Source organism: Acinetobacter chengduensis, from assembly GCF_003664645.1.
GTDB classification, from domain to species: domain Bacteria; phylum Pseudomonadota; class Gammaproteobacteria; order Pseudomonadales; family Moraxellaceae; genus Acinetobacter; species Acinetobacter chengduensis.
The window spans coordinates 114,562-139,182 of record NZ_RCHC01000006.1 but is presented as its reverse complement, the minus strand read 5'-3'; the positions used below and the strand labels follow the sequence as shown (position 1 = coordinate 139,182).

25 protein-coding genes are annotated in these 24,621 nt (G+C 40.9%); 17 read left to right on the top strand and 8 right to left on the bottom strand.

Going from position 1 to position 24,621, the window contains the following annotated elements; genetic code table 11:
* Nucleotides 1–44: 44 nt before the first annotated feature.
* Nucleotides 45–545 (bottom strand): GNAT family N-acetyltransferase, encoded by a 501-nt coding sequence (locus D9K81_RS07260; protein WP_120374952.1) that lies wholly within the window; start codon nucleotides 543–545, stop codon nucleotides 45–47.
* A 96-nt stretch (nucleotides 546–641) separates the two neighbouring features.
* Nucleotides 642–1,388, bottom strand: coding sequence for an outer membrane protein OmpK (locus tag D9K81_RS07255; protein ID WP_120374951.1), 747 nt, complete (start codon nucleotides 1,386–1,388; stop codon nucleotides 642–644).
* A 504-nt stretch (nucleotides 1,389–1,892) separates the two neighbouring features.
* Here D9K81_RS07255 and D9K81_RS07250 point away from each other — a divergent pair.
* The 5 genes from D9K81_RS07250 (at nucleotide 1,893) to D9K81_RS07230 (ending at nucleotide 6,284) form a co-directional block, all read left to right on the top strand.
* Nucleotides 1,893–2,264, top strand: a complete 372-nt coding sequence (locus D9K81_RS07250; protein ID WP_120374950.1) for an HPF/RaiA family ribosome-associated protein — start codon at nucleotides 1,893–1,895, stop codon at nucleotides 2,262–2,264.
* Nucleotides 2,265–2,424: 160 nt separating this feature from the next.
* Nucleotides 2,425–2,967, top strand: a complete 543-nt coding sequence (locus tag D9K81_RS07245) for an ankyrin repeat domain-containing protein (protein ID WP_120374949.1) — start codon at nucleotides 2,425–2,427, stop codon at nucleotides 2,965–2,967.
* A gap of 24 nt (nucleotides 2,968–2,991) precedes the next feature.
* The gene (locus D9K81_RS07240) at nucleotides 2,992–3,762 is read left to right on the top strand and encodes a transporter (protein ID WP_120374948.1); all 771 of its coding nucleotides are present in this window, start codon (nucleotides 2,992–2,994) and stop codon (nucleotides 3,760–3,762) included.
* A gap of 48 nt (nucleotides 3,763–3,810) precedes the next feature.
* Nucleotides 3,811–5,628, top strand: coding sequence for a protein-disulfide reductase DsbD (gene dsbD, locus D9K81_RS07235; protein WP_120374947.1), 1,818 nt, complete (start codon nucleotides 3,811–3,813; stop codon nucleotides 5,626–5,628).
* A gap of 11 nt (nucleotides 5,629–5,639) precedes the next feature.
* The gene (locus tag D9K81_RS07230) at nucleotides 5,640–6,284 is read left to right on the top strand and encodes a glutathione S-transferase family protein (RefSeq protein ID WP_120374946.1); all 645 of its coding nucleotides are present in this window, start codon (nucleotides 5,640–5,642) and stop codon (nucleotides 6,282–6,284) included.
* On the opposite strand, the gene D9K81_RS07225 is transcribed toward D9K81_RS07230, so the two are convergent.
* On the bottom strand, nucleotides 6,281–7,483 hold the full coding sequence (locus D9K81_RS07225) for a GGDEF domain-containing protein (protein ID WP_120374945.1): 1,203 nt from the start codon (nucleotides 7,481–7,483) through the stop codon (nucleotides 6,281–6,283). The two genes, D9K81_RS07230 and D9K81_RS07225, sit on opposite strands and share 4 nt — an antisense overlap.
* Before the next feature lie 261 nt (nucleotides 7,484–7,744).
* Between D9K81_RS07225 and D9K81_RS07220 the strand changes: the two genes are divergently transcribed.
* Nucleotides 7,745–8,311: an FMN-dependent NADH-azoreductase gene (locus D9K81_RS07220; RefSeq protein WP_120374944.1), complete on the top strand. Its 567-nt coding sequence runs from the start codon at nucleotides 7,745–7,747 to the stop codon at nucleotides 8,309–8,311.
* Between the two features lie 125 nt (nucleotides 8,312–8,436).
* Here the strand turns inward: D9K81_RS07220 and D9K81_RS07215 are convergent, their stop codons facing one another.
* Nucleotides 8,437–9,348, bottom strand: coding sequence for an alpha/beta hydrolase (locus tag D9K81_RS07215; protein ID WP_120374943.1), 912 nt, complete (start codon nucleotides 9,346–9,348; stop codon nucleotides 8,437–8,439).
* Between the two features lie 156 nt (nucleotides 9,349–9,504).
* Here D9K81_RS07215 and D9K81_RS07210 point away from each other — a divergent pair, with 156 nt between their 5' ends.
* The gene (locus D9K81_RS07210; RefSeq protein WP_120374962.1) at nucleotides 9,505–9,942 is read left to right on the top strand and encodes a DUF2147 domain-containing protein; all 438 of its coding nucleotides are present in this window, start codon (nucleotides 9,505–9,507) and stop codon (nucleotides 9,940–9,942) included.
* Nucleotides 9,943–10,019: 77 nt separating this feature from the next.
* Here the strand turns inward: D9K81_RS07210 and D9K81_RS07205 are convergent, their stop codons facing one another.
* Together D9K81_RS07205 and D9K81_RS07200 are read right to left on the bottom strand one after the other, a co-directional pair.
* Nucleotides 10,020–10,367: a Spx/MgsR family RNA polymerase-binding regulatory protein gene (locus tag D9K81_RS07205; RefSeq protein WP_120374942.1), complete on the bottom strand. Its 348-nt coding sequence runs from the start codon at nucleotides 10,365–10,367 to the stop codon at nucleotides 10,020–10,022.
* Between the two features lie 512 nt (nucleotides 10,368–10,879).
* Nucleotides 10,880–11,698 (bottom strand): exodeoxyribonuclease III, encoded by an 819-nt coding sequence (locus D9K81_RS07200; RefSeq protein WP_120374941.1) that lies wholly within the window; start codon nucleotides 11,696–11,698, stop codon nucleotides 10,880–10,882.
* A 40-nt stretch (nucleotides 11,699–11,738) separates the two neighbouring features.
* Between D9K81_RS07200 and pyrE the strand changes: the two genes are divergently transcribed.
* On the top strand, nucleotides 11,739–12,389 hold the full coding sequence (pyrE, locus tag D9K81_RS07195) for an orotate phosphoribosyltransferase (RefSeq protein WP_120374940.1): 651 nt from the start codon (nucleotides 11,739–11,741) through the stop codon (nucleotides 12,387–12,389).
* A gap of 323 nt (nucleotides 12,390–12,712) precedes the next feature.
* Here the strand turns inward: pyrE and D9K81_RS07190 are convergent, their stop codons facing one another.
* Complete coding sequence (locus D9K81_RS07190) at nucleotides 12,713–12,922, bottom strand: cold-shock protein (protein WP_106984297.1); 210 nt, start codon at nucleotides 12,920–12,922, stop codon at nucleotides 12,713–12,715.
* A 632-nt stretch (nucleotides 12,923–13,554) separates the two neighbouring features.
* Here D9K81_RS07190 and gshB point away from each other — a divergent pair.
* The 8 genes from gshB (at nucleotide 13,555) to lpxC (ending at nucleotide 22,955) form a co-directional block, all read left to right on the top strand.
* The gene (gene gshB, locus D9K81_RS07185; protein WP_120374939.1) at nucleotides 13,555–14,505 is read left to right on the top strand and encodes a glutathione synthase; all 951 of its coding nucleotides are present in this window, start codon (nucleotides 13,555–13,557) and stop codon (nucleotides 14,503–14,505) included.
* Nucleotides 14,506–14,851: 346 nt separating this feature from the next.
* Nucleotides 14,852–15,949: an undecaprenyldiphospho-muramoylpentapeptide beta-N-acetylglucosaminyltransferase gene (murG, locus tag D9K81_RS07180; protein WP_120374938.1), complete on the top strand. Its 1,098-nt coding sequence runs from the start codon at nucleotides 14,852–14,854 to the stop codon at nucleotides 15,947–15,949.
* 12 nt (nucleotides 15,950–15,961) lie between these two features.
* The gene (gene murC, locus D9K81_RS07175; protein ID WP_120374937.1) at nucleotides 15,962–17,410 is read left to right on the top strand and encodes a UDP-N-acetylmuramate--L-alanine ligase; all 1,449 of its coding nucleotides are present in this window, start codon (nucleotides 15,962–15,964) and stop codon (nucleotides 17,408–17,410) included.
* A gap of 56 nt (nucleotides 17,411–17,466) precedes the next feature.
* Nucleotides 17,467–18,396, top strand: a complete 930-nt coding sequence (locus tag D9K81_RS07170; RefSeq protein ID WP_120374936.1) for a D-alanine--D-alanine ligase — start codon at nucleotides 17,467–17,469, stop codon at nucleotides 18,394–18,396.
* 3 nt (nucleotides 18,397–18,399) lie between these two features.
* Nucleotides 18,400–19,254 carry a cell division protein FtsQ/DivIB gene (locus tag D9K81_RS07165; protein ID WP_120374935.1) on the top strand — a complete coding sequence of 285 codons (855 nt, stop codon included), beginning with the start codon at nucleotides 18,400–18,402 and terminating at the stop codon, nucleotides 19,252–19,254.
* A gap of 68 nt (nucleotides 19,255–19,322) precedes the next feature.
* Nucleotides 19,323–20,585 carry a cell division protein FtsA gene (gene ftsA / locus D9K81_RS07160; protein ID WP_120374934.1) on the top strand — a complete coding sequence of 421 codons (1,263 nt, stop codon included), beginning with the start codon at nucleotides 19,323–19,325 and terminating at the stop codon, nucleotides 20,583–20,585.
* Between the two features lie 158 nt (nucleotides 20,586–20,743).
* On the top strand, nucleotides 20,744–21,928 hold the full coding sequence (gene ftsZ, locus D9K81_RS07155) for a cell division protein FtsZ (protein WP_120374933.1): 1,185 nt from the start codon (nucleotides 20,744–20,746) through the stop codon (nucleotides 21,926–21,928).
* A gap of 124 nt (nucleotides 21,929–22,052) precedes the next feature.
* On the top strand, nucleotides 22,053–22,955 hold the full coding sequence (gene lpxC, locus D9K81_RS07150; RefSeq protein ID WP_120374932.1) for a UDP-3-O-acyl-N-acetylglucosamine deacetylase: 903 nt from the start codon (nucleotides 22,053–22,055) through the stop codon (nucleotides 22,953–22,955).
* Between the two features lie 97 nt (nucleotides 22,956–23,052).
* Here the strand turns inward: lpxC and D9K81_RS07145 are convergent, their stop codons facing one another.
* A complete protein-coding gene (locus D9K81_RS07145; protein WP_120374931.1) occupies nucleotides 23,053–23,493 on the bottom strand; it encodes a DciA family protein in 441 nt (146 codons plus the stop codon).
* Nucleotides 23,494–23,599: 106 nt separating this feature from the next.
* Between D9K81_RS07145 and D9K81_RS07140 the strand changes: the two genes are divergently transcribed.
* A complete protein-coding gene (locus D9K81_RS07140; RefSeq protein WP_120374930.1) occupies nucleotides 23,600–24,295 on the top strand; it encodes a M23 family metallopeptidase in 696 nt (231 codons plus the stop codon).
* Nucleotides 24,296–24,621: the final 326 nt, after the last annotated feature.

Here is a 24,621-nt window from a genome sequence, read left to right as displayed (position 1 = left end):
TTGAGTAAGCGAGTTTTTATTCAATTGAGTGAGTGGCTGGTCGTTTAAAAGTTAAGTTGCATTAACACTAGATCACGCCATTGACCAAATTTTTGCCCAACTTGAGGCATATAGCCTGTTTGTATAAAGCCCAGTTGTTGGTGTAATGCAATCGATGCCAAATTGGCATGGTCAATGCCTGCAACCATGACATGGACCTGATGCGCTTTTGCATGCGCAATTAAATGTTCCATTAGGCGTTTACCCAAGCCTTGGCGGGCATATTGTGGATGAATATAGACCGAGTGTTCTACGGTGTGTCGATAACCTGAAAAATTACGGAACATGGCATAATCAGCATAGCCTGCAACCTGTTGAGTTTCGCTATGCTCAATCACAAAAAAAGGGTCTTGCTTTGCTTGAAAATTTGCCAGCTTTTCTTTGAAGTCTTCAAGGCTATAGATTTGATCATTCCAGGTAGCACAGCCCGTGGTCACCTCATGATTATAAATCGCCACAATTTCAGCTAAGTCAGTCTCTTGGGTCGCACGTATAACAAAATCCATAGTCTATACAGATGATCAAAATAGCGATATTGAATGCCTTCGGCATAAAAAAAGCAAGGCATTTGCCTTGCTTTTTAATTGTGCATCTAAACTCAATTAGAAGTGGTATTTCACTAAAGCACTGACATTATTTTCGTTATTGGCTTTCACAGCGTATTTGTTATTCCACATAGAGTGTTCAATACCAAAGTATAAACGTGTGTCTGGAGAAATATGTTTACCTGCGTTCCATTTCCACTGAGTTGTCCAGTTTAATTCGCTTGCATGGCCATTTTCTTCAGCAGTTGACCAATCAAGGAAGCCATCTACAAGAAAGTCTTCAGAACCTAACTTGAACGGTACGCCGTATACCAGCGTTAACTGATAGTCATCAGGTGTGTTGCCATCGTTATTTGCACGATACAAGTTTACTTGAGCATATTGGAAATAAGGAATCGCTAAATCAACACCCACACCATATAGATAGTTGTTGAAGTCGCTACCAGGATAGTTTGCACTATTACCTTCCCAAGTACCTGCAAGTAATACATCTTTAATTGGACCAAGTTCCAATTTTTTATCTGTTACAGCACCAAGACTTAAACGTGGCGATGCTTCAAAATAAGTCGCATTGCCTGAATCATTGTGTGTACGGTCAGCAAAAGCAAAAAAATCACCATACTTTAACTTTGCAGTGTATTCAAAAGTAGCAGTTGATTGCTTATTGTTGTCACCAGCACCTGGAAATGCATAGTCTTCACCATATAAACCTGTAATGCTGAAGTCTTGCCAGATTGGCGCAGCTTGTGCGAACGCAGCCGCTGAAGCCAAAGTACATGCGGTAACGATTTGTGTAAGTTTCATTTAAATGTCTCCCCCAAGAAGCAATGAAAGCATACAGATTCTTAAGCAAAAATAAAGCCAAAAATGATTAGGCGAACGAATTTAAATTTTATTTGTGCTGTTATTTCAAACAATATTTATATTTATCAAATAATAAAAAAATTAAATTTTAGATCAATAAAAGCCGTTATATAAAGTTTGAGCGGAGCATTTGTGTGCTTATTTCAGTGCAAAACCCAACGCAATGAAGCAATTTGTAGTAAAAAGTCTTACATTGTGTAAGGAATTTTAAAAAATTTAAAAATAGCACTTGCAAAAAATCAATTTAGGCACGATATTCGAAGTATAAGAGCACAGTTCTGCAGACATTCAAAGTGTTCATTATTCAATGTGGAGGAATACGTTCCAAACGAAGTTGAAAAATGAATTTGCTGTTTTAAAACAGCATGTTAAAGCGTGCCGAAATAAATAAGTTTTGCACAATTTTTAGAATATTGAAAGACCGAAAAAGTCGAGGATGATATTATGAATATTGAAATCCGTACTGATAAAAACATTCAAAATAGTGATCGTTTAATTACATATATACGTGCAGAGCTCAATCAAGAATTTCAACGTCATAGTGAACGAATTACGCATTTTTCGGTGCATTTAAGTGATGAAAATGGGGACAAAGGTGGCGACGACGACATCAAATGTATGATCGAAGCGCGTCCAGCAGGTTTGAAGGCGGTAGTGGTGCATCACCGTGCGCATAATGTCGATACTGCAGTCCATGGTGCCATTGATCGACTAAAACGTAGTTTAGAACATCTGTTTGAGAAAAAAGAAAATCCGCGTAGTACACAGCCAGAATTGGCGGATGCAGATGAAGCGGGTGAAGAAGCATTTGATTAAAATGCATTTACTGCTAAAAAGCCCTTCGGGGCTTTTTTTATGCGCGGAAGATTGAGCATATTTGTTACAGTGAATTATTTAAATTTGTTTTACATTTAGCTCAAACAAGAGACCGTTTATTCGGCATAATATACAAAATGAATTGAAGTGAGCTTTCTAAATGTTAAATGCCCAACAGCAAGTCTTTGTACAAGCTTTAGAGGAACTAGATCTTGAGCAAGTAAAGCGACTTTTGGCGGAAGGTCTCAATCCAAACTTTATTGACCTTGAAAAAGGCCCAGCGATTTCTGTATGGTCAGATGGCTTATTTAAATGGTGGGAAACTGTATGTGAAGCTTATGAAGCGGATCAGCCTTTAGCAGAAGAAGAAAAACAGCAGTTGTTGGCAGTTCATCTGGATATTTTGGAAGCACTGATTCAAGCGAAGGCGAATGTACACCTTTGGGATGCCGAAGAAATTTATGGCCCGTTATGGGATGCTGCAAGCGCGGCCTGCACACCTGCGGTGCAACGTTTATTGGATGAAAAAGTAGATCCAAATACAAAAGACAGTGATGATTTAACAATTTTATCTTCAATTAGTGAATTATTTTTTGATTGTGATTTCGATGAAATCAACTGGGATGAAGCATTGCTAGAAGAAAAGCAAACTTTAGAATTACTGCGTAAGCATGGCGCAAAAATGACCAAAGAATTAGCTTAATTTTTAGCTATTGAGAGACTATATATGAAAATAATCAAAACATTATCTTTTTTGGCCGTAGCTGTGGGTGGTGCTAGCCATGCAATGGCTGCAGATTTTTCCTTTGACCGCCCTGGGGAAGGCTTTGGTACTGGAATTACACCTGTTGGACAATTGGCTTGGGAGCAAGGTTTACCTTCTGTCAGCTATAGTGAATCACGCGTAAATGGCCAAAAAGCAAAAACCACAACATTGAATGCCGATATGTTGTTTCGTACAGGCTTAGCTAAAGACTTAGAGTTACAGTTGGGTTGGCAGGGGCCAGCTTGGGCGAAAACCAAAGTCGCTGGTCGTAGTGTTGAAGAACATGGTTTAGGTGATGTAAGCATTGGCTTGAAAAAAGCCATTGATCTGAATGATGACAAACTCAGCATGGCAATTTTAGCTGAAGCGATTTTGGCAACAGGGAATGATGAGTTTTCTAATGGTGATGATATTTATAGCCTGAGCTCCGCTGTGGCTTATGATTATAACGACCTCATTAGTACCTCTTTAACCATGCGCTATGAGGTTCAAAATAGCGATTGGGCAGTTTCTGCGGTGCCAACTATTGAGTATAAAATTGCGGGCAATTTATCAGGCTTTTCTGAATTTGTTTTCCGTAAAGCAGAGAGTGAACAGAAAGAATATGCTTTGGGTACGGGTTTAATTTATACGGTCAATGATCGTCTTCAATTCGATGCCAGTGTTGGTGTAGATTTGAATGGCACGTATAAAGGTTACCAATCTGGTTTAGGCGTTTCATACTTATTTTAATAGCCTTAGCCTGACATCAAAATCTTATAATCAGCAGAGTCCAGTTGCATGAAAATTTTGGCTTATGGATGCGTAGCCATCGCATTAAGTTTAACTTCAGTGACAGGATCAGCAGCGCCCGCGTTGCTGTCTGCTGAACAAGCCTTTCCGATACAAATTAGTTCGACTCAAGACAACGAAGCGGAAATTCGTTGGACTATTCCAGAGCACTACTATCTTTATCAGCACAAAATAGAAGTAAAACACGGACAGCATTCTGTACCTTTGACCTTACCTCCTGCAATGCAATTGCATGATGATAACTATGGCAAGGTTCAAGTCTATTTTCAGCAATTAGCATTGCATGTACCCACACAAGCCACGACTGAATATCAAGTGATTTGGCAAGGCTGTGCGCAAGATCGAGTGTGTTACCCGCCACAAAGTATTAACTTTCGGACTGATGAATCGGGTTTGGTCAGCGTACAAAATCAAAGTATAGCGCCCAAGCGGATTTTAGATTTAGCGTCCAGCAATGCCTCTGGTGCAGGGCAGAATCTGACCACAGCCTCTACAGAAGCGACGCCGGATGTATCATCTACAACCTCAGCTACGCAACTTGAAAACCGTGCTCAAGACCAACAGTGGTCTGATATCTTGGCAGAAAGTTCGTGGGGCTTCGGCTTGCTGCTATTTTTTGGCCTAGGTTGCTTACTGGCATTTACACCTTGTTCATTGCCCATGCTTCCCATTCTGACCTCATTAATTGTCCGTGATAGCAAGGGCTTAAAAGCTTGGATGATTGCACTGACGTTTGTCTGTAGTATGGCATTGGTGTATGCGGGCTTAGGTTTGATTGCGTCATCCGCAGGATTAAGTTTTCAGCGCTGGCTACAACAACCATCGACCTTAATTGCATTCAGTTTATTGTTTGTGGTGTTTGCGTTTAACCTTTTTGGTTTATTTGAATTAAAACTCCCACAAGGCCTAATGAACCGTTTGGATCGCGTGCAGTCTATGCAACGTGGTGGCAGTTTATTGGGTGCTGGCGTCATGGGAATGATCTCCGCGCTATTGGTTGGCCCATGTATGACCGCACCATTGGCAGGTGCATTGCTATTTATCTCTCAAACCCAAAGTCAGTGGCAGGGTGCTTTACTCCTATTTGCACTGGGCTTTGGTATGGGAACACCATTACTGCTTGCAAGTGTACTGGGTTCACGTATTTTGCCTCAGGCAGGGTTGTGGATGAACCAAGTAAAAGTACTGTTTGCTTTTCTCATGCTAGGGTTGGCTTTGTATTTTGTTCGTCCATTAATGGGTGATGCATGGATGCAATGGTTTTCTTTGGCACTAGGGCTAAGCTTTGTGGCCTATGTGCTGTGGCATATTTTTAAGCGCAATAGCCAATTAAAATGGCTGTATATCGTGGCTTTGTGCCTTGCAGTTCCGTACTTAATTTATAGCCAATATCAACAAAGTCAGCGCTTTTTAGTGGCAACCTCCAAGCAAGATATACAATGGCATCGTGCCCAAACCCGTGCTGAATTTGAGCAACTGTTAAAGCAGATTCCTGCAGGGCAAAAAGCGGTGATTGATGTCTATGCAGATTGGTGTGTGGCTTGTCAGCCAATTGAACACAGAATTTTAAAATCAGCGAATGTGCAACAAGCACTGGCACCGTATTATCTAATCAAACTAGATTTGAGCCATTATGATGCAGAGCATCAAGCACTGCTCAATCAATGGGATATTTTGGGCCCACCGACTTATTTATTCTTAGATCATACACATCAAGAAGTACGTGGTCTGCGTTTGACGGGTGCATTTACTGAGGCCGAACTCTTAGGCCAACTACAAGATTTTGAGGCCTTAGAGACCCCTTAGGGAGAGTAGGCATGCGCTTATATATTGGTAATAAAAACCTATCGAGTTGGTCGATGCGGGCATGGCTCGTTTGTACTGCGTTTGATTTGCCTTTCGAAGAAGTATTGGTGCGGTTTTCGGGGCTAGACCTTGCTGAAAATACATTTACTCAAACCATGCAGAAACTGAATGGTAATGGCAAGGTGCCGGCATTGGTTCATGACGATAGGGTGATATGGGATTCACTGGCAATTTGTGAGTATCTGGCGGAGCTGTTTCCAGACCAAGCCCTGTGGCCTGAGGATCGAGGACTGAGAGCACGAGCACGCTCTATGAGCGCAGAAATGCACAGCAGTTTTGTATCCTTACGAAGTAAATGTCCGATGAATATCACCGCAGATTTGGCTCACGAAGGCCAAGCTTTGTGGTCATCTAGTGCTGAGCTACGTCAAGATGTTCAGCGCATTGAGCAGATTTGGGCAGAACGCCCGCAACTAGAAGGCTTTTTATGTGGTAATTTTTCAATTGCTGATGCTTTTTATGCACCGGTGGTTTGCCGTTTAAAAAGCTACCAATTACCAGTGAATTCTTCCTCCGTGCAATATATGAATACTGTACTGGCACATCCAGCGGTGCAATTATGGATACAAGGTGCCATGGCAGAAACTACAACTTAAAGTGATGCAGTGGCTGTGTCAGGTTGTGTTTTTAACGTAAATGTTTTTACTTGATTACGGCCACTGGCTTTCGCTTCATACAGTGCTTTATCTGCTTGACTGAGTAATTGTTGTGGGCGCAGTTCTGCCTGTGAAATGGCAATACCAAAACTGGCAGTGACATGAATTCTTTCGCCATCATCACTGTAAATTTCAAGTGCTTGAATTGCAGTACGGCAACGCTCAGCAGCTTGTGTAGCTTGTTCGAGATTAGATTTATGTAAAATTAAAATAAATTCTTCCCCGCCAAAGCGACCGACCACATCACTATCGCGTAAGTGCATATTGAGCACTTCAGCCACACGAACTAAAGTTTCATCACCTTTGTCATGACCATAATCATCATTAATAAACTTAAAATGATCGAGATCTAAAAGTACCAAAGCATAGTTTTCTTCATGCTCTTGCACGATTTGATCGAGGCACTGATTGATTTGACGACGATTAAACAAATTTGTCAGCGGGTCTATTTGGCTGAGCTTTTTAATTAGTCGTTCACGGTAGCGCCACTGACTCAATAAAATTTCAAATAGCACTAGGCAAGTGACAAGAATGGGAGCAATGAAAAAGGCCATCGAAATGAGCCAAAAGGCATTATTAAAATAATAACTATGGATATGAAAAACGGGTGAATAGGGGATGTAGCCCAATTGGCTTAAGAACATACATCCAGTTAAAAAAATCGTGGCAGGGATAAAAGCACTATAAACAATCGCGCGTGGAAACAACACTAAGCCAACAGTGACCAGACTCACATAAGCTGTCATGGTTGCGGGGCTCAGTACACCTATAATATAACCATCACGGCATAGTGAAACTACAAATAGGCCGACAGAGACATAGGGTAAGAGTACTTGGGCCCACGGACGATTTTTCAATGCATAACATGGATAAATGAGTAATAGCATCAGGACTAAAAAGACAATATTTATCCCTAACTGCAATTTTAATAAAGGCAAGTCAACCCATTGCCAAAGATTAGGCATGAGTAAGACTGAGACTTTCCAAATAATCCAAGTCACATGAACAGCAGCACCTAATATCAGCATTAAAATACATTTTTGTAATATATTCCAATTCATGATCGCTTCGTTTTCGATCAAAAACTTGGTGATTTTATGCTTTTCTAGTATGTCTCGCGGAGGAGAATTTTTATTCATTATTTACAACAGGCCTGTATTCGGTCTATTAAAATTTTTCTTTGAGTTTATGTAGATAGATATACATATTATTAACATAACATATAACTGGTCGAACATCTAATAACCAATTTTTAACCTTTAGTCGAAACTGAGTATCCAATTGGTATGCTCTGTTTGTTCTATTTTTAAGACATAGTGTCTTAAATTAATGGATTATTCTAGGAATGATAGTGTATTAAACTTGCTCCAGTTTAGAACATAATCATCATAGGTAGCCGTGTGAAAGTTTTACATATCGATTCAAGTATTATGGGTGATGCTTCTGTTTCTCGTCAGTTAAGCCAAGCGATTGTGGCGCAGTTAAAACAGAAAGATCCTGCTATTCAGGTACAGCATTTAGATTTGGCTGCTACTCCAATTCCGCATTTAAGTGCTGAAATTTTAATGGGCCATGACGAAGTGCAAAGTGCACTCAGTGAACAATTGGTACAACAATATTTAGACGCTGATGTCGTTGTTGTTGGTGCTGCGATGTATAACTTTGGCGTATCGTCTACCTTAAAAGCTTGGATTGATCGTATCAGTGTTGCAGGTCGTACATTTAAATATACAGAAAATGGCCCTGTTGGTTTAGCAGGTGACAAAAAAGTGTATATCGTGAGTAGCCGTGGCGGTGTATATGGTGAAAATAGTCCAGTGGATTTTCAAGAAGGTATACTGAAAACCGTCTTCACTTTCACAGGTGTTTCTAATATCGAAGTGATTCGTGCAGAAGGTGTCAATATGGGTGCAGAGTCTAAAGAAACTGCCATGACTAGTGCTTTTGAAGCGATTAAAAATATTTAAGTCCGTATTAAGGCTGTAAGTGCTGGACAGATTTCTCCCCCTCTATATTCTGTTCAGTCTTTACATTTAAGGTCAGCATGTGCTGACCTTTTTTTTATTTTTAGTATGTTATTTAGTTAAGTGTTTTAGTCATGATCTAAACGGTGTGCAAAATCAGACAAATCATTGATCGCACGACGTGCTTCGTCAAACCATGCGCCAAACATTTGAAAGTTATGCCACATCCCCGTGTAAATTTTAAATTCGACATCTACTTTGGCTTGCTCGGCTTTTTCTTTGAAGCGCTGTGCATCATCTAGCAAAATTTCTTTAGAACCTACTTGTATATGTACAGGAGGCAAGCCTTTTAGGTCAGCAAAGAAAGGGGAAATACTGGGATCAGAACGGTCCATACCTGTTGGAACGTAATATTCAATGCCAGCTTCTAAGGCCTCAATGGAAAGTAGTGCATCATGTTTGCGGTTGTAGCGTAAAGATTCACTGCTCAGAGTGAGGTCTAAAAAGGGCGACATTAAGATCAGACCGCTGGCTTGTGGCAGTTGCTCTTGATGGATTTTAAGTGCTAAGGCTAAGGCTAAATTGGCACCGCACGAGTCACCCGACAAAATAATGTCTTTAGCCAAAACCCCTTGATCCAATAATTGGCAGTAAACATCAAATACAGCCTCAAGTGCTTCGGGGTGCGGATGTTCTGGTGCCAAAGGATAGTCCATGTGTAGAACTTGCATTTGAGTGCGCGCCGCCACTTGCGTTAAAAAGGCGCGATGGGTATTCATTGAACCTAAAAAAAATGCGCCACCGTGAATATGAAAAATCAATTGTGTGGCATGTGCTTGGGGTTTGAGCTCTTCTGCACGTAAACCTGCTAAACGAATAGGACGAACTTTTACAGTTTTATTTTGCGGGATGAGTTTGGTTAATTGTTCCAAAGAAAAACGCAGGCTTGATGGAGGTAAGTTGAAGCGACTCGGTGCACGCAACACTGTTTTAAGAAAGCGCTCAGTGAGGAGCTGTTTGGTCATGGGTGAGATTGTCATATTCTTCCTGTATTCTTATCATTTTCGTACTGGTGAGGTTATTTACCTCTTTTATTTACAAGGTTACACTAAATAGCAGCAATCAATAGTTGAATATTTGTTGCGGCGCAAAATACTATGTATGAGCGTTTAAAATCAAATCAGGGAAACAAAAAAATGAAAAAAATTGCACTTGCATTAGGATTGCTAGGTTTAACCGCTTTGGCTAATGCGGCAGACCCTTTAAATGGTACAACTTGGAAAACCATTGATGACAAAACCAATCAACCAAAGGCGTTGGTGAAGTTTACAGAGCAAAAAAATGGAACATTAACTGCCAGTATCCAAGCGATTTTGACACCAGGTGAAGAAAACGCATGTACCAAATGTGAAGGTCCATATCACAACAAGTCACTCAAAGGCTTGCGCATTGTGAGTGGGTTGAAAAATACAGGTAGTAATGCCTATGAAAGTGGTTCGATTTTAGATCCACAATCAGGTAAAACGTATAAATTAAAAGGCCAGTTAGCAGATGGTGGTAAAAAGCTAGAGCTTCGTGGTTTTATTGGTGTGGCGGCATTAGGTCGTAACCAAACTTGGATACGTGCTAACTAAGTGTGATAGCGTGTTTCAAGCTAAAAAGCCTGACAATTGTCAGGCTTTTTTTATAGCACGATGGGGGGACGCAGGGTTTATTTTAAAGCTCGATAAGTCGCTTCATCAAAACCTACAATCAAGCCTTGTTCCGTTTCAAGTACTGGGCGTTTAATCATACTGCTGTGTGTGGTGAGAGTAGCAATCAGCTGATCTTGACTCGACAATGCTTGCTGTTGCTCTGCTTCACTGAGTTTTTTCCATGTGGTGCCTTTTTTATTTAAAATAATGTCACTGCCTTTGGCATCTAACCATGCACTCACATGTGTGGCATCAATTCCTTGTTTTTTATAATCATGAAATTCATAGGCAAGGCCCAATTCATTCAGTAGATCAAACGCTTTTTTCATGGTGCTACAGTTTTTAATGCCGTAAATTTTAAGCATAGACAAAGATCCTTAATCAGTTTGAAAATAATAGGGGATGGCGCTCGCTGAATCAATTCGATCGTATCGTTCTATTCTGTCATGAAACTGACTTAGAACCGTCACTTTGCTGAAATCTCAGCGAATTAATATTCTTATAAAAGTAGAAGAAACTAAAAGCAGAAGAAAAATTGAAAATAAGTGACTGATGTGCAGAATATTAATATATGGGAAAACAACAAGAAAAAAGAGAACCGCTTAAAAAAGAGAAAACCCGCATTTAATCATCCTGATCATGCGGGTCTCATTACAACGTCCAATGTCACATCCTTGAAAATAAGTAAAATAAATCACTTATTTTATTTTCTTCCTACGGCGTCCTATCCCTTTGTGTCATCCTGACATGTCCCTGTGCCGTGCGGTAATAATGCGCTGATTCGACATGGAGATAAATCTGAAAATACGACATGCATTGTGAGAAATTAACACTAATTGAGTGAACAGTTGTTTACTCAAAGTTTGTTAATTTTAGCTTAAAGTTGGTAGTCAATAATGACTGGGGCATGGTCACTGAACCATGTTTCTTTATACACCCAAGCATTCACTGTACGATCTTTCCAGTCTGGCGAGCAGGCTTGATAATCAATACGCCAGCCGACGTTCTTAGCACGAGCTTGCCCACGGTTAGACCACCATGAATAAAGCTCTGCTTCTTTGCGGACTTCACGGAAAGTGTCCACATAACCTAAGTCATCATAGATATGATCGAGCCAAGCGCGCTCATGTGGCAAGCATCCTGACGCTTTCTGGTTGCCTGACCAATTTTTAATATCAATGCGTTTATGTACGATATTGTAGTCACCGCACACAATCACCGATTTATTTTCATCACGCCATTGTTTTAATATTTGTTTATATTCATTTAAGAATAAATCTTTACGTGCTTGGGCTTCATCGCCAGAAGAACCTGAAGGTAGGTACAAAGAACAAATGTGTGCAGACTGTGCTAAGCCCAAATCAAATTCAGCAGAAATAAAGCGACCTTGTGAATCTGCGAGTTCAAAGCCAAGTCCATTGGTCACAGAGACAAACGGATAGCGACTATAAATAGCCGTACCTGCATAGCCTGGGCGTTCAGCAGGGAATAAATGAGTAAACCAACCTTCGGGTTTAAATTTATCTGTCCATTGCTCATGGGTAATTCGAGATTCTTGCATACAAATCACATCCGCATCGGATGTTGCCATCCAATCAAAAATCCCTTTTTTCTCTGCCGAACGTAAGCCGTTTACGTTAATTGAAACGACACGCAGAATTTTTTGATCACTTGGATAGCTACTCTTTGGTATCATGCTCAGGTTTAACCTCAAACTTAAAAAAATGGAGCACCCTATGACAGCGCAAGCGGCATTTAATCCACAAGCTTTTATCGAACTCGCATTATCACGTGGTGTGCTTAAATTTGGTGAGTTTACTTTAAAATCGGGTCGTGTGAGTCCTTATTTTTTTAATGCAGGGTTACTTAATGATGGCGAAGCGTTAACAGGTCTTGCTTCTGGCTATGCGGCCAAATTAACTGAATGCGAAAATGTTGAGGTGATTTTTGGCCCAGCATATAAAGGGATTCCTTTTGTTGCGGCAACTGCTGTGGCATTGTCACAAAACCATGCGGTGAGCGTACCTTGGGGTTTTAACCGTAAAGAAGCAAAAGATCACGGCGAAGGCGGTGTGTTGGTAGGTGCTTCGGTTGCGGGTAAAAAAGTGTGGATCATTGATGACGTGATCACTGCTGGAACTGCGATTCGTGAAGTGGTGACCATTCTTAAAAATGCAGGTGCTCAAATTGCAGGTGTATTGGTGGCATTAGACCGTCAAGAAAAAGGCCAAGGTGAACTTTCTGCAATTCAAGAAGTACAAAAAGAATTAGAAATTCCAGTACATGCTCTAATCACGATGAAAGACTTAATGAATTATTTAGAAGCAAAAGGTGAAACTGACGCTTTAGCGAAAATGGAAGATTACCGTGTGAAATACGGTATCTAATCTGAATCAATTCGCACAATAAAAAGGAAGCTTCGGCTTCCTTTTTTATCTGGGTGATGTATCAAAACGTAGCGTAGATTTGGCGAGTAAACCGAAGGATTCCCCATCTATTTGTTCTTTGACTTGAGAAAGTAACAAATCTAGCTCGAAAGTTTTACACTTGAGTATTACCTAAATTCAAATTTGGCGTAAATATCATTTGAGATGATATTTACGCGCGGTCTATATATTTTGAAAACGATTTTTTTTGTGTATGACGTAGTTTTAAAAATGACAGGCATAAAAAAAGCACCGATAGGTGCTTTTTTTAACGCAGTTCTAAATTAAAGAACAACGATGTTTGTAGCGTTTAAGCCTTTTTGGCCTTCAACAACAACAAAAGAAACTTTTTGACCTTCAGTCAAAGTTTTGAAGCCAGAACCTGTGATTTCACGGAAGTGAGCAAACACGTCAGGGCCACCGTCTTGTTGAATAAAACCAAAACCTTTAGTTTCATTGAACCATTTTACTGTGCCAGTCACTGCATTAGACATAAGAAAACCTATTACAAAATTTTTAATAATGTTAGCCATGAAGCATGGCTTGAAAAGGGGTAACTTGAATAATCACGCCTTTACATCATATTATACCCGATATTCTTTGTGTCTTGCATATAATTGGTATTAGGCCAACAGCATACAAGTTAAAAAACCAGTTCAAATCAAAGGCGGTCATAAAAGGATTGGAAATAAAAATCTGAAAAATCGAAAGTTTATCAATTAAACTGGCGGCACTTTAAAGATGTTTACCTAAGCAACACTTTTTTCTCGTTACCAACATCCTACACTAATTCTGTGACAGAGTTTGCCTGAGTTGACTAATTTGGCATAAATTTATTCGATTAGTTTAAAAAATAGCTGAAATTTACCAATTAAACAGAATTAAAAATGTAAATTCCGATCTTTGGGGGTGAGCAATAGTTTAAATAGAAAGCCTGTGGTGAGATTTTTAAGTCTTAATCATCGTGTTTAGGTATTTCATGTACTGCTAATACACCATGAAAATAGGATGAACATGCAAAGTTGAAGAAAAAAGCGCGGTGTTAGGATTTAGTGAAATTGAAACTAAAGAAACGATTATTCTCCGCTATACTCTTTGTCAGATTATTTTTAAAAGAGCAGACAGCATGCGCGTACTTGTGGTGATGGATCCCATCGAAAGTGTAAACCTAAAAAAAGATACGTCTATGGCGATGCTTTGGGCGGCAGCGCGTCGTGGACATGAACTTGGTTATGCTTTACAGCAAGATTTATATATTGATCGAGGCAAAGCATTTGGTCTGATTGCCCCATTAAAAGTATTTGAAGATTATGAGCATTATTACGAATTAGGCGAAAAACAAAAAGAATCTATTGCAGCTTATGATGTTGTTTTAATGCGTAAAGATCCGCCATTTGACATGAACTTTGTGTATACCACATATATTTTGGAACAAGCAGAACGTGAAGGTGCGTGGATTATTAACAAACCTCAAAGCTTACGTGACTGCAATGAAAAGTTATTTGCAACACAATTCCCAGAGTTACAAGTACCCACTTTAGTGACCTCACAACACAGCTTGATTCGTGAATTTATTACACAGCATCAAGATGTGATTGTAAAACCACTGGATGGTATGGGTGGAATGGGGATTTTTCGGTTAACTGCTGATGGTGCAAATATTGGTTCAACCCTAGAAATGCTTACGCAAATGGGCCAACAACCGATTATGGCGCAGCGCTATATTCCAGAAATTGTGGATGGCGATAAACGTATTTTGATGGTTAATGGTGAGCCTGTACCATACTGCTTAGCACGTATTCCGCAAAATGGTGAAACTCGTGGTAATTTGGCAGCTGGTGGTCGTGGTGAAGCACGTCCATTAACCGAACATGACAAAGCCATTGCAGCGAAAGTAGGGCCGTTCTTACGTGAAAAAGGTTTGGTCTTTGTGGGGCTCGATGTGATTGGTGAATACGTGACAGAAATTAACGTGACGAGCCCAACTTGTGTACGTGAAATTGATGCTCAGTTTGGAACATCCATTGCGGATGATTTATTTGATGTGCTTGAAGCGGGCTTAAAGCAAAAAGCTTAAAGTATCATTTAAAAAGGCGCTGTAATGACAGCGCTTTTTTATATGCTAGCGCGCTATAAAATAGAATAAGCGTTAAAATGAGTGCGCCGAATTTATTTAAATCGTTTCAGCAGGGGAGGGGGCAGGTTTTGTAAATATGAGCTTCTATTTGCATAAAAAATGTAAAAGTTTACCAAAAACGCATGATTAATAATAAAACTAGTTTAAACTCGAATTTCTGTAGAAAAAAACAATGAGAGCCAGCCGTGAAAAAAACTAAATCACCTTTCACCGCAATGCGTTTGTGATTACAATTGTCAGCTTATAAACACCTTTTAATCTCTAGTATTTAAATTGAAGAATTAACGTGACCGACGCACCGCAAAAACAGCTTAAACATGTCATGATGATGGCCGCAGGCACAGGTGGTCACGTATTTCCAGCCTTAGCCGTAGCCAAAGAATTACAACAAAAAGGCATACAAGTGTCATGGTTAGCGACGCCAACAGGCATGGAAAATCGTCTGTTAAAAAATCACGATATCCCAATTTATCAAATTGACATTCAAGGTGTACGTGGTAATGGCCTCGTGCGTAAAGTTTTAGCACCATTTAAAATTTTAAAAGCCACCTTGAGTGCGATGAAATACATGAAGCAACTGAAGGTTGATGCTGTTGCGGGCTTTGGTGGCTACGTTGCAGGACCTGGTGGCTTAGCAGCACGTATTTTGGGTATTCCTGTCATTATTCATGAGCAAAATGCGATTGCTGGTTTTACCAATACGCAATTGTCACGTGTGGCAAAAACAGTATGTCAGGCATTTCCAAATACTTTTCCAGAAAGCACAAAAATTGTGACGACAGGCAATCCTGTTCGTAAAGAAATTACCGAAATATTTAACCCATCGTGGCGCTATCAAGAACGTGAAAAAGCGGGTCAAGCGCTACGCGTGTTAATTGTTGGTGGCTCATTGGGTGCAAAGGCTCTCAATGAATGTGTGCCACTTGCATTGCAACAGTTGAATGTACCTTTACAAGTATTTCATCAATGTGGGCAAAACCATACAGATGCGACTCAAGCACTGTATGCCAATGCGCCTGAAACGCTCCAAGTTGAAGTGTCACCTTTTATTGAAGATATGGCCAAAGCCTATTCTGAAGCCGATTTAATTATTTGCCGTGCAGGTGCTTTAACAGTCACTGAAATTGCCACCGCCGGTTTAGCAGCTGTATTTGTTCCACTTCCTTCGGCAGTGGATGATCACCAGACTGCAAATGCCAAATTCCTAGCGAACATTAATGCTGCGAAAATATGCCCGCAAGCAAACATGACGCCAGAAAGTTTAGCGACACTGCTCCAACCGCTGATGAACCGCCAATTATTGAAAGAAATGGCAGTGAAAGCACGTCAGCAGGCACAGCCAGATGCAGCACAGCATGTGGTTCGTTTAATTCAAGAATTGTAATTCGAGTAAAATATGTCTCCATCTACTCCTGCTGAGCAAGCGAAAAAGTTAATTAAAGTTCCTGAGATGCGCCGTATCAAACACATTCATTTTGTGGGTATTGGTGGTGCAGGGATGTGTGGTATTGCAGAAGTCTTAAAAAACCAAGGTTATAAGGTATCTGGTTCAGATATTAAGGCATCAAAAACTACAGCCCAGTTGGAAGAAAATGGCATTCAAGTCTACATCGGCCATACTGCTGACAACATTCAAGGTGCGAATGTCATTGTAGTTTCAACTGCCATTGATCAAGAAAACCCAGAAATTAAGGCTGCGATTGAAACACGTACGCCAGTGGTACGCCGTGCAGAAATGTTGGGTGAATTGATGCGTTACCGTCATGGTATTGCTGTTGCTGGTACACATGGTAAAACTACAACGACTAGCCTTGTAACCTGTATGTTGGCAGAAGAAAATCTTGATCCAACTTATGTGATTGGTGGTTTACTCAACCGTACAGGTGTGAATGCTGCTTTAGGTGCAAGTCGTTATATCGTGGCAGAAGCAGACGAATCAGATGCATCATTTTTGCATTTGCAGCCGATGGCAACAATTGTTACCAATATTGATGCCGACCACATGGATACCTATGGTGGTAGCTTTGATGTACTCAAAGATACCTTCGTACAATTCTTACAAAAGCTTCCGTTTTATGGTTTAGCGGTTGTGTGTGGTGATGATGCCAATATTCGTGAAATCATGCCACGTATTGGCCGTCCATTAGTGACCTATGGTTTTAATGAAGACAATGACATTCGTGCTGTAGATGTCGCACAAGAAGGCATGCAATCGCACTTTACAGTGCTGCGTAAAGACCGTGAACCATTACGTTTAACGATTAATTTGCCAGGCCTTCACAACATCTTAAATGCCTTGGCGGCAATTGGTATTGCAACAGATGAAGGTGTATCAGATGCTGCCATTGCACGTGCGCTAGAAAGCTTTAGTGGAGTAGGTCGTCGTTTCCAAGTTCAAGGTCAATTTGAGCTCGACAATGGCGATGTGAAATTGGTTGATGACTATGGCCACCATCCAAAAGAAGTAGAAGCGACGATTAAAGCTGCTCGTGCGAGTCATCCTGACCGTCGTTTGGTCATGATGTTCCAACCACACCGTTTTAGTCGTACTCGTGACTGCTTTGATGACTTTGTAGATGTGTTGTCTCAAGTAGATCAGCTATTGCTTCTGGAAGTGTATCCAGCAGGCGAAAAACCAATTGTGGGTGCAGACAGCCGTGCTTTGGCTCGAAGCATTCGTCTACGTGGTGATGTTGAGCCAATTCTACTGGATCCCGTTGAAGGCAATATCCAAACAGTGATGAAGAAAGTCCTACAAGCAAATGACTTGTTATTAACACAAGGTGCGGGTAATGTTGGAGCTATCTCAATCGATTTGGCTCAAAATAATTTGTATTTAAAATAATCACTTTAGTGTGATTAGATTTGATCGGCCAGTTATAAAAGTTTAAGGATATAAACGTGTCAAATGCTTCAAAGTTCGGCAAAGTTGCCGTGTTACTTGGTGGAAAATCTGCTGAGCGTGAGGTTTCTCTAGATAGTGGTACAGCGGTACTTGAGGCACTATGCCGTTCAGGCGTAAATGCTGAAGCATTTGACCCGCAACAACGTAGTATTACTGAGCTGAAAGGCTTTGATCGTGCATTTATTGTTTTGCATGGTCGTGGCGGTGAGGACGGTCAAATCCAAGGCGCTTTGGAATGGTTGAATATTCCATATACGGGCACTGGTGTTCAGGGCTCTGCAATTGGGATGGACAAAGTAAAAACCAAACAGGTTTGGCAGGGTTCAGAATTACCAACAGCGCCGTATCGCATTGTGAGTAAAGATTCAGATTTAAATGAAATTGTAGAAAGCATTGGTCTGCCATTTATTATTAAGCCAGTACATGAAGGCTCAAGTATCGGCATGAGCAAAGTTGAAAAAATTGAAGACTTTGCAGATGCAATTGCGAAAGCAACAGTACATGATGCTGTAGTGATGGCTGAAAAATGGATTACAGGCCGTGAATTTACCATTGTAATTTTAAATGGTCAGGCTTTGCCAGTTATTCGCTTGCAACCACCTGAAGATGTTGCATTTTATGATTACGAAGCAAAATACAATCGTAACGATGTGCAATATGGCATTCCGTGTGGTTTAACGGAAGACGAAGAAAAACGTCTACAAGCATTATGTTTACGTGCTTTCCAAGCAGTGGGCGCAAGCGGTTGGGGTCGTATTGATGCGATGCAAGATGAAGCCGGTAATTTCTGGTTGCTTGAAGTGAATACAGTGCCAGGCATGACCAGTCATTCATTGGTTCCTAAAGCAGCACAAGCAATCGGCATTGATTTTGATGCACTGTGTGTGGCAATTTTAGAGCAAACCTTAACTGGTACGGCTCACTAAATTATGGCTCAACTTCCTGCATCCATGCGCCGTAAAAAAGCGGCGGTGACCTCGATTCATGACAAGCCACCGACGCGCAAGGAAAAACTTGCCAATGCGGGAGGCTGGTTATTGCTATGCGTAGCAATCGTGGTCTTAGCACTAGGAATGTTGGGCTTATACCGTGTGATGACGGATGCAAAAGTGGCTGAACTTGATATCGTAGGTACTCGTTCAGACGCGGAGCGTCAGCAGGTGATGCAATATGTTTCACCCACCGTCACCGAAAATTATTTTACGTCGGATTTAGAAACCATCCGAGATCGTGCCTTAGAAATTTCTTGGGTCGATCGTGTTGTAGTGTCACGTGCTTGGCCAAATGCGATTCGAGTACGTGTCATGCCACGACATGCAATTGCACGTTGGGGTACGGGTCGCTTATTAAGTGATAGCGGAGATGTGTTTGTAGAAGTTGCGCCAATTAAAAATCAAAATTTGCCACTGCTACACGGACCTGTTAGTCATTCAAAAATGATGATGCGTCGCTACAACGAAATTAATCAATTATTCCTGCCAGTCGGCATCCGTTTAAAAGAACTATATTTAACGGAGCGCATGACTTGGTTTATGCAGTTTGATTCAGGTTTACGAATTATCGTCGATCAGGATCAAACAATGAGTAAGTTGCAACGCTTGAGTCATCTGGCTCATACTGATCTTAAGCCAGTTTGGTCTAATATTTCAGCCATTGACTTGCGCTATCGTAACGGACTTGCCATTCAATGGAAGAATGCAACAGCGCCTAAGATAGCAAATGGTCACTTTCTTGTAACCAGTAGTGACTTAAGCATTGCAGATGGAAGAATAGCAACGCCATAATGAGGCGCTTTGCAAATAGAGGCTTCGTGCCATAAATTAAACCAATACGTGAATGGTAGTAGTAAATAATGAGTGAAGCTGTTCCCTCGGTTGTTGCGATTGACATTGGGACACACAAAGTTTCAGTTTTGATTGGTAAGGTACATGCGCCAGACAATATCCAAGTGATCGGGATGGCGACCGCACGTAACCGAGGCATGAATAAGGGAAAAATTGTCAGTCTCGATAAAGTCATCACCGCAATTAAAAATGCTGTGCAGGAAGCGGAAGATATGGCGGAGTGCCGTGTGCATTCAGCCTGGATTTCTATTCCTAGCGCAGAAATGAAAAGTTTTTATGCTTCAGGTCGTACGCCTGTAGAAAATAGTGAACATACGATTACAACCAGTGAAGTGGTGCGTGCGTTGGAACTCGCCAAAGCCAGCCACCAAACTTCAGATCACTATTTAGTCAGTGCTGTGCCTTTAGGCTTTGAGCTAGATGACGAGTCAGAATGGGTACTGAATCCAATTCGTATGTCTGCGCACAGTATGACTGGTCATTATCATTTAATGATGTTGCCGATTAGCACCATGCAGAATTTGGACCGCGCATTGAAAGGTGCCAATATTGGCGTCGAAAAAATGGTGGTATCTGCTTTAGCAACGGCAGAAGCAAGCTTACTGAAAGATGAGCGCGAATATGGTGTGTGTTTACTGGATATTGGTGCAGGTACAACCAATATAGCGGTTTACCTCGATGGCCGTTTGGCGATGACGCATACTTTGCAACGTGGTGGTGAGCATGTCACACGAGATATTGCGGCAGTACTACAAACCACCACAGAAGAAGCAGAGCGCATTAAATTGCTCTATGGCTGTGTAGATCTGAAAGTGGTTAAGCCAGAACACATGATTCAGTTCCAAGGGATTGATGGCCCACAAACCATTAGTCGCATTGAATTGACTGAAATTATTATTGCACGGTATGACGAAATTTTGAGTCAAGTACGTCAAGTATTAGAAGGAAACGGTGCCTTACAAGGGCTATATCACGGTGTTGTATTAACGGGTGATGCAAGTCAAATAGAAGGTATGATTAGTTTCTCTCGTAAAGCTTTAGGTGTTTCGGCTCATTTAGGTAATCCGCCTACACAAGTCAATGCGGATGAACAAAATCAAGCGGCACTGCGTCGTTCACAATATGCCACAGTATCAGGTCTATTGATGTTTAGCCAAAGTGAAACGCAGGACACGATTGTAGAGCCAGATGATTCAGAAAAATTAACTGTGATGAAGCGTTTCAAACGTGCATGGTCTGGTTTCAATGAAACACTGAAATCTATTTTTTAGTTGAAAAATTTGGGAATATTGTTAAGAAGTTGTACGGATGATCGCTTGTACTTGACAAGCTGAGACATGGACAGCATTCTTAAAAACAATTTTTATTAAGATCAAGGCAGTATACGGGCTGAAGTGACTGCCATTATAGATTAGGAATTTTATCGGTCATGGCCTCATTTGAATTTTTTGAAGACGATCAAAGCGATAGCAATGGTCAAGCCCGTTTCACTGTATTTGGTGTAGGCGGTGCTGGTGGTAATGCAGTACAGCACATGCTTGAATCTGATATTCAAGGTGTGAAATTTGTATGTGCAAACACGGATAAACAAGCATTAGATCGTATGAATGCTCAGTTTAAAATCCAATTGGGTGAGCAAGGTACGCGTGGTTTAGGTGCGGGTGCAAATCCTCAAGTGGGCCAAGCTGCTGCAGAAGAAAGCCGTGAGTTGATTCGTCAACATTTGGAAGGCACAGATATGGTGTTTGTCACTGCTGGTATGGGCGGTGGTACAGGCACAGGTGCAGCACCAGTGGTTGCTGAAATTGCCAAAGAAATGGGCATTTTAACTGTAGGTGTAGTCACTACACCATTTAATTTTGAAGGTAAGCGTCGCCAACAATCTGCAGAAAAAGGTATTGAAGCCTTAGAAGCGCATGTTGATTCACTCATTATCATTCCGAACCAACGTTTGTTGAAAGTTTTCCGTGATATTTCAATGAAAGATGCTTATAAAAAAGCAGATGATGTTTTATTGAATGCAGTACGTAGTATCTTTGATTTAGTGGTTCGCCCTGGTCATATTAACCTTGACTTTGCCGATCTAAAAACTGCGATGAGCACACGTGGTTATGCCATGATGGGTGCGGGTTCTGGCCGTGGTGAAAACCGTGCGCGTCAGGCGGCTGAACAAGCTATTCGTAGCCCATTACTGGATAACGTGACCATCATGAATGCCAAAGGCATCTTGATTAACGTGACCGGTGGCGATGACGTGACTTTCGGTGAAATTGAAGAAATTACCGATGTCGTGAACCAGATTGTTGACCTTGATGAAGGTCAGGTATTCTACGGTACAGTATTTGATCCTGATGCACGTGATGAAATCAGTGTAACGGTGATTGCGACAGGTTTAACACGTAATTCAGCCGATTCTGCTGAACCTACGAAACGTCCAACGACCGTACAGGCAACACGTCCAGCAACTGCGACTCAAGCTGCAGTGGATGAGGATGATGTTCCTGCAATTCAGCGCCAGCAAGCCGAAGCGGCAAGCCCTGCGCCAGCAGTCTCTAGTCCGCGTCCAACGCCAATGAGTATCCAAGATTATTTGAAAAATCAGCAACGTAAATAGTTTATATTGTTTTGATTTTTAACAAATAAACAAGAAAGGGCAACAGTAATGTTGCCTTTTTTATTTTTTATCAATGGCTAAATATGCTAACGTATACCGGTTTTGTGTACTGATGAATAAGAGCATGTTGAAACAGCGAACCCTGCAGCGTGTGGTAAAGGCAAGTGGAATCGGTCTGCATAGCGGACAAAAAGTGATGATTAATTTCGTACCCCATCATGCAGATGGTGGCATCGTATTTCGTCGCATTGATTTAACTCCACCTGTTGATATTCCCGCAGATGCAATGCTGATTCAAGAAGCATTTATGTGCTCAAACTTGGTTCAAGGGGAGGCCAAAGTCGGCACTGTTGAACATATTATGAGTGCTATTGCAGGTCTAGGTATTGATAACTTGCTTATTGAAGTCTCTGCTTCTGAAGTTCCAATTATGGACGGGAGCGCAGGTCCTTTTATTTATTTATTAATGCAAGGTGGTCTCGCAGAATTAGAGGCACCTAAAAAATTCATCAAAATTCTCAAACCTGTAGAAGCTTTTATTGACGATAAAAAAGCAGTCTTTAGTCCACATGAAGGCTTTCAGCTCAACTTTGAGATCGATTTTGACCATCCAGCCTTTAAAAAAGAATTCCAAACAGCTTCTATTGATTTTTCAACAGAAACATTTGTGTATGAAGTCAGTGAAGCACGAACTTTTGGCTTTATGAAGGACTTAGATTACCTTAAAGCTAATAATTTGGCCTTAGGTGCGAGTTTAGACAATGCGATTGGGGTCGACGAAACAGGTGTGGTCAATGAAGAAGGATTACGTTTTGCTGATGAGTTTGTACGCCATAAAATTTTAGATGCAGTGGGCGATTTATATTTATTAGGTCATCAAATTATTGCTAAATATGACGCTTTCAAATCGGGTCATGCACTGAATAACCAATTGTTACGCAATGTTCAAAGTGATCCAAGCAGCTATGAAATTGTAACATTTGATGACATAGATGATTGCCCAATTCAATATGTGACTGTGACTTAAGTCATTGTCTTTAGGTTAATATGTTATAATGTAACAATTAAAACCGTGATATGCATCACGCAATTAAAGCTCTTTGATTGCTGTGTAAATGTGACGGTTACTTTTTATTGCTTGCCAAACGTATCAAGGCTTGGCTAAGCTTGGGGTCGCTCACAAAGTCAGCAGCATGGCGAAGTAATTCCTGTGTCTCTGGGTTGAGGGATCTGGAAATTTTTTCAGGGACATGCGGTGTTTGAGAAGGAACTCTTAAACGAACTTGTATCTTGCTTAAATCTTTAAATTCCGCTATTTGTGAAAGCTGGCTAATGTACTGGTGCTGAAGATAAGCCAATTGACTAATCAAGGCTTGATTTTCACCAGTCACGGTAAGCACCCCATTTTGATAACAAACCACTTGCCATTGTTCCGGTTGGGGCAAAACAGGTTGGATGATTTTCGTAAGTTTCTGCCAAGCAGCAACTTGCGTTGAGAGAAACGATAAGTTTCCTGTTTTTATGTGTTTTCTTGTTTGTTGAAAGACGTTGACAGGTTCAGACATACATATTTCCTTCATGGTTATGTCTTAATCTTATGCGCTCCTTTCGGTAGATATCAAGGAAGAGATCACCAAGGAACTCAGTTAAGAACAGTTAAAGAGGTTTTTTATGCATTTGCGACGTATTTTATTGGCTTTTTCTCTGGCAACTTCTGCAGCTTCAGTGGCATTTGCAGATTTGGTTCAGTTAAACGATTCATCCACAGACAGTCTTGAGCAACTTACACGTACTTTGTCTCAAGGCGCATATTCTGATTCAAGTGATATTGACCTACCAGCAGAAACAAAATTAAACGTTCAATTGCGTGAAAAAAGCATCGAATTAAATAACGATACAATTGCAAAGAAGTATGGCAATAGCAGTATCAACAAATCCTCTTACAATTCTATGAGCGCTGGTGGTGCATATTCATGGTTGGTGTCTCATCCATTACCAGATATGAAGCGCGTAAGCTCTGATTTTGGCGGTCGTACCATGGGTGGTCGTGCTGAAAATCATTCTGGCTTAGATTTATCTGCGCCAAGTGGTACACCTATTTATGCAACTGGCCCAGGTATTGTAACAAAATCGGGTTGGGGTACAGGCTATGGTCAATATGTTGAAATTAACCACGGCAATGGCTATTTAACACGTTATGCGCACGCATCTCGTTTGGTTGCGCGTGTAGGCGATCGTGTACAAGCAGGTGAGCTTATCGCTAATGTGGGTTGTACAGGACGTTGTACTGGCCCTCACTTGCACTATGAAGTTGTGAAAGATGGCCAGCGTAAGAATCCATCTACGTATTTAGCGATGTTGCCATAATTTAGGTAAAACACCGCACCAAATAGCAAACCTCTTTTTTTAAATACCACTGTTGTCCTTTGAAGAAATACTCAAATGGTCGCGGTGGTATTTTTTTGGAAGCTTAAACTTCTGAGTGGTTAATTCTGAGTGGTTAATAATGTTTTCACATTGATTAAAGATCACACTATCACTAAAAATGCATAGCAACTGTATATAAAATGCACGAAATTGGCTTTTTATTGTGCTTTTGTGTAATAAAAAGTCAGTCATTATTTATTTTATAAATAGTGGTCCAAAAGCGTATTCACCTGCGACCATAACTGCCACCGACCTAAATATGATAC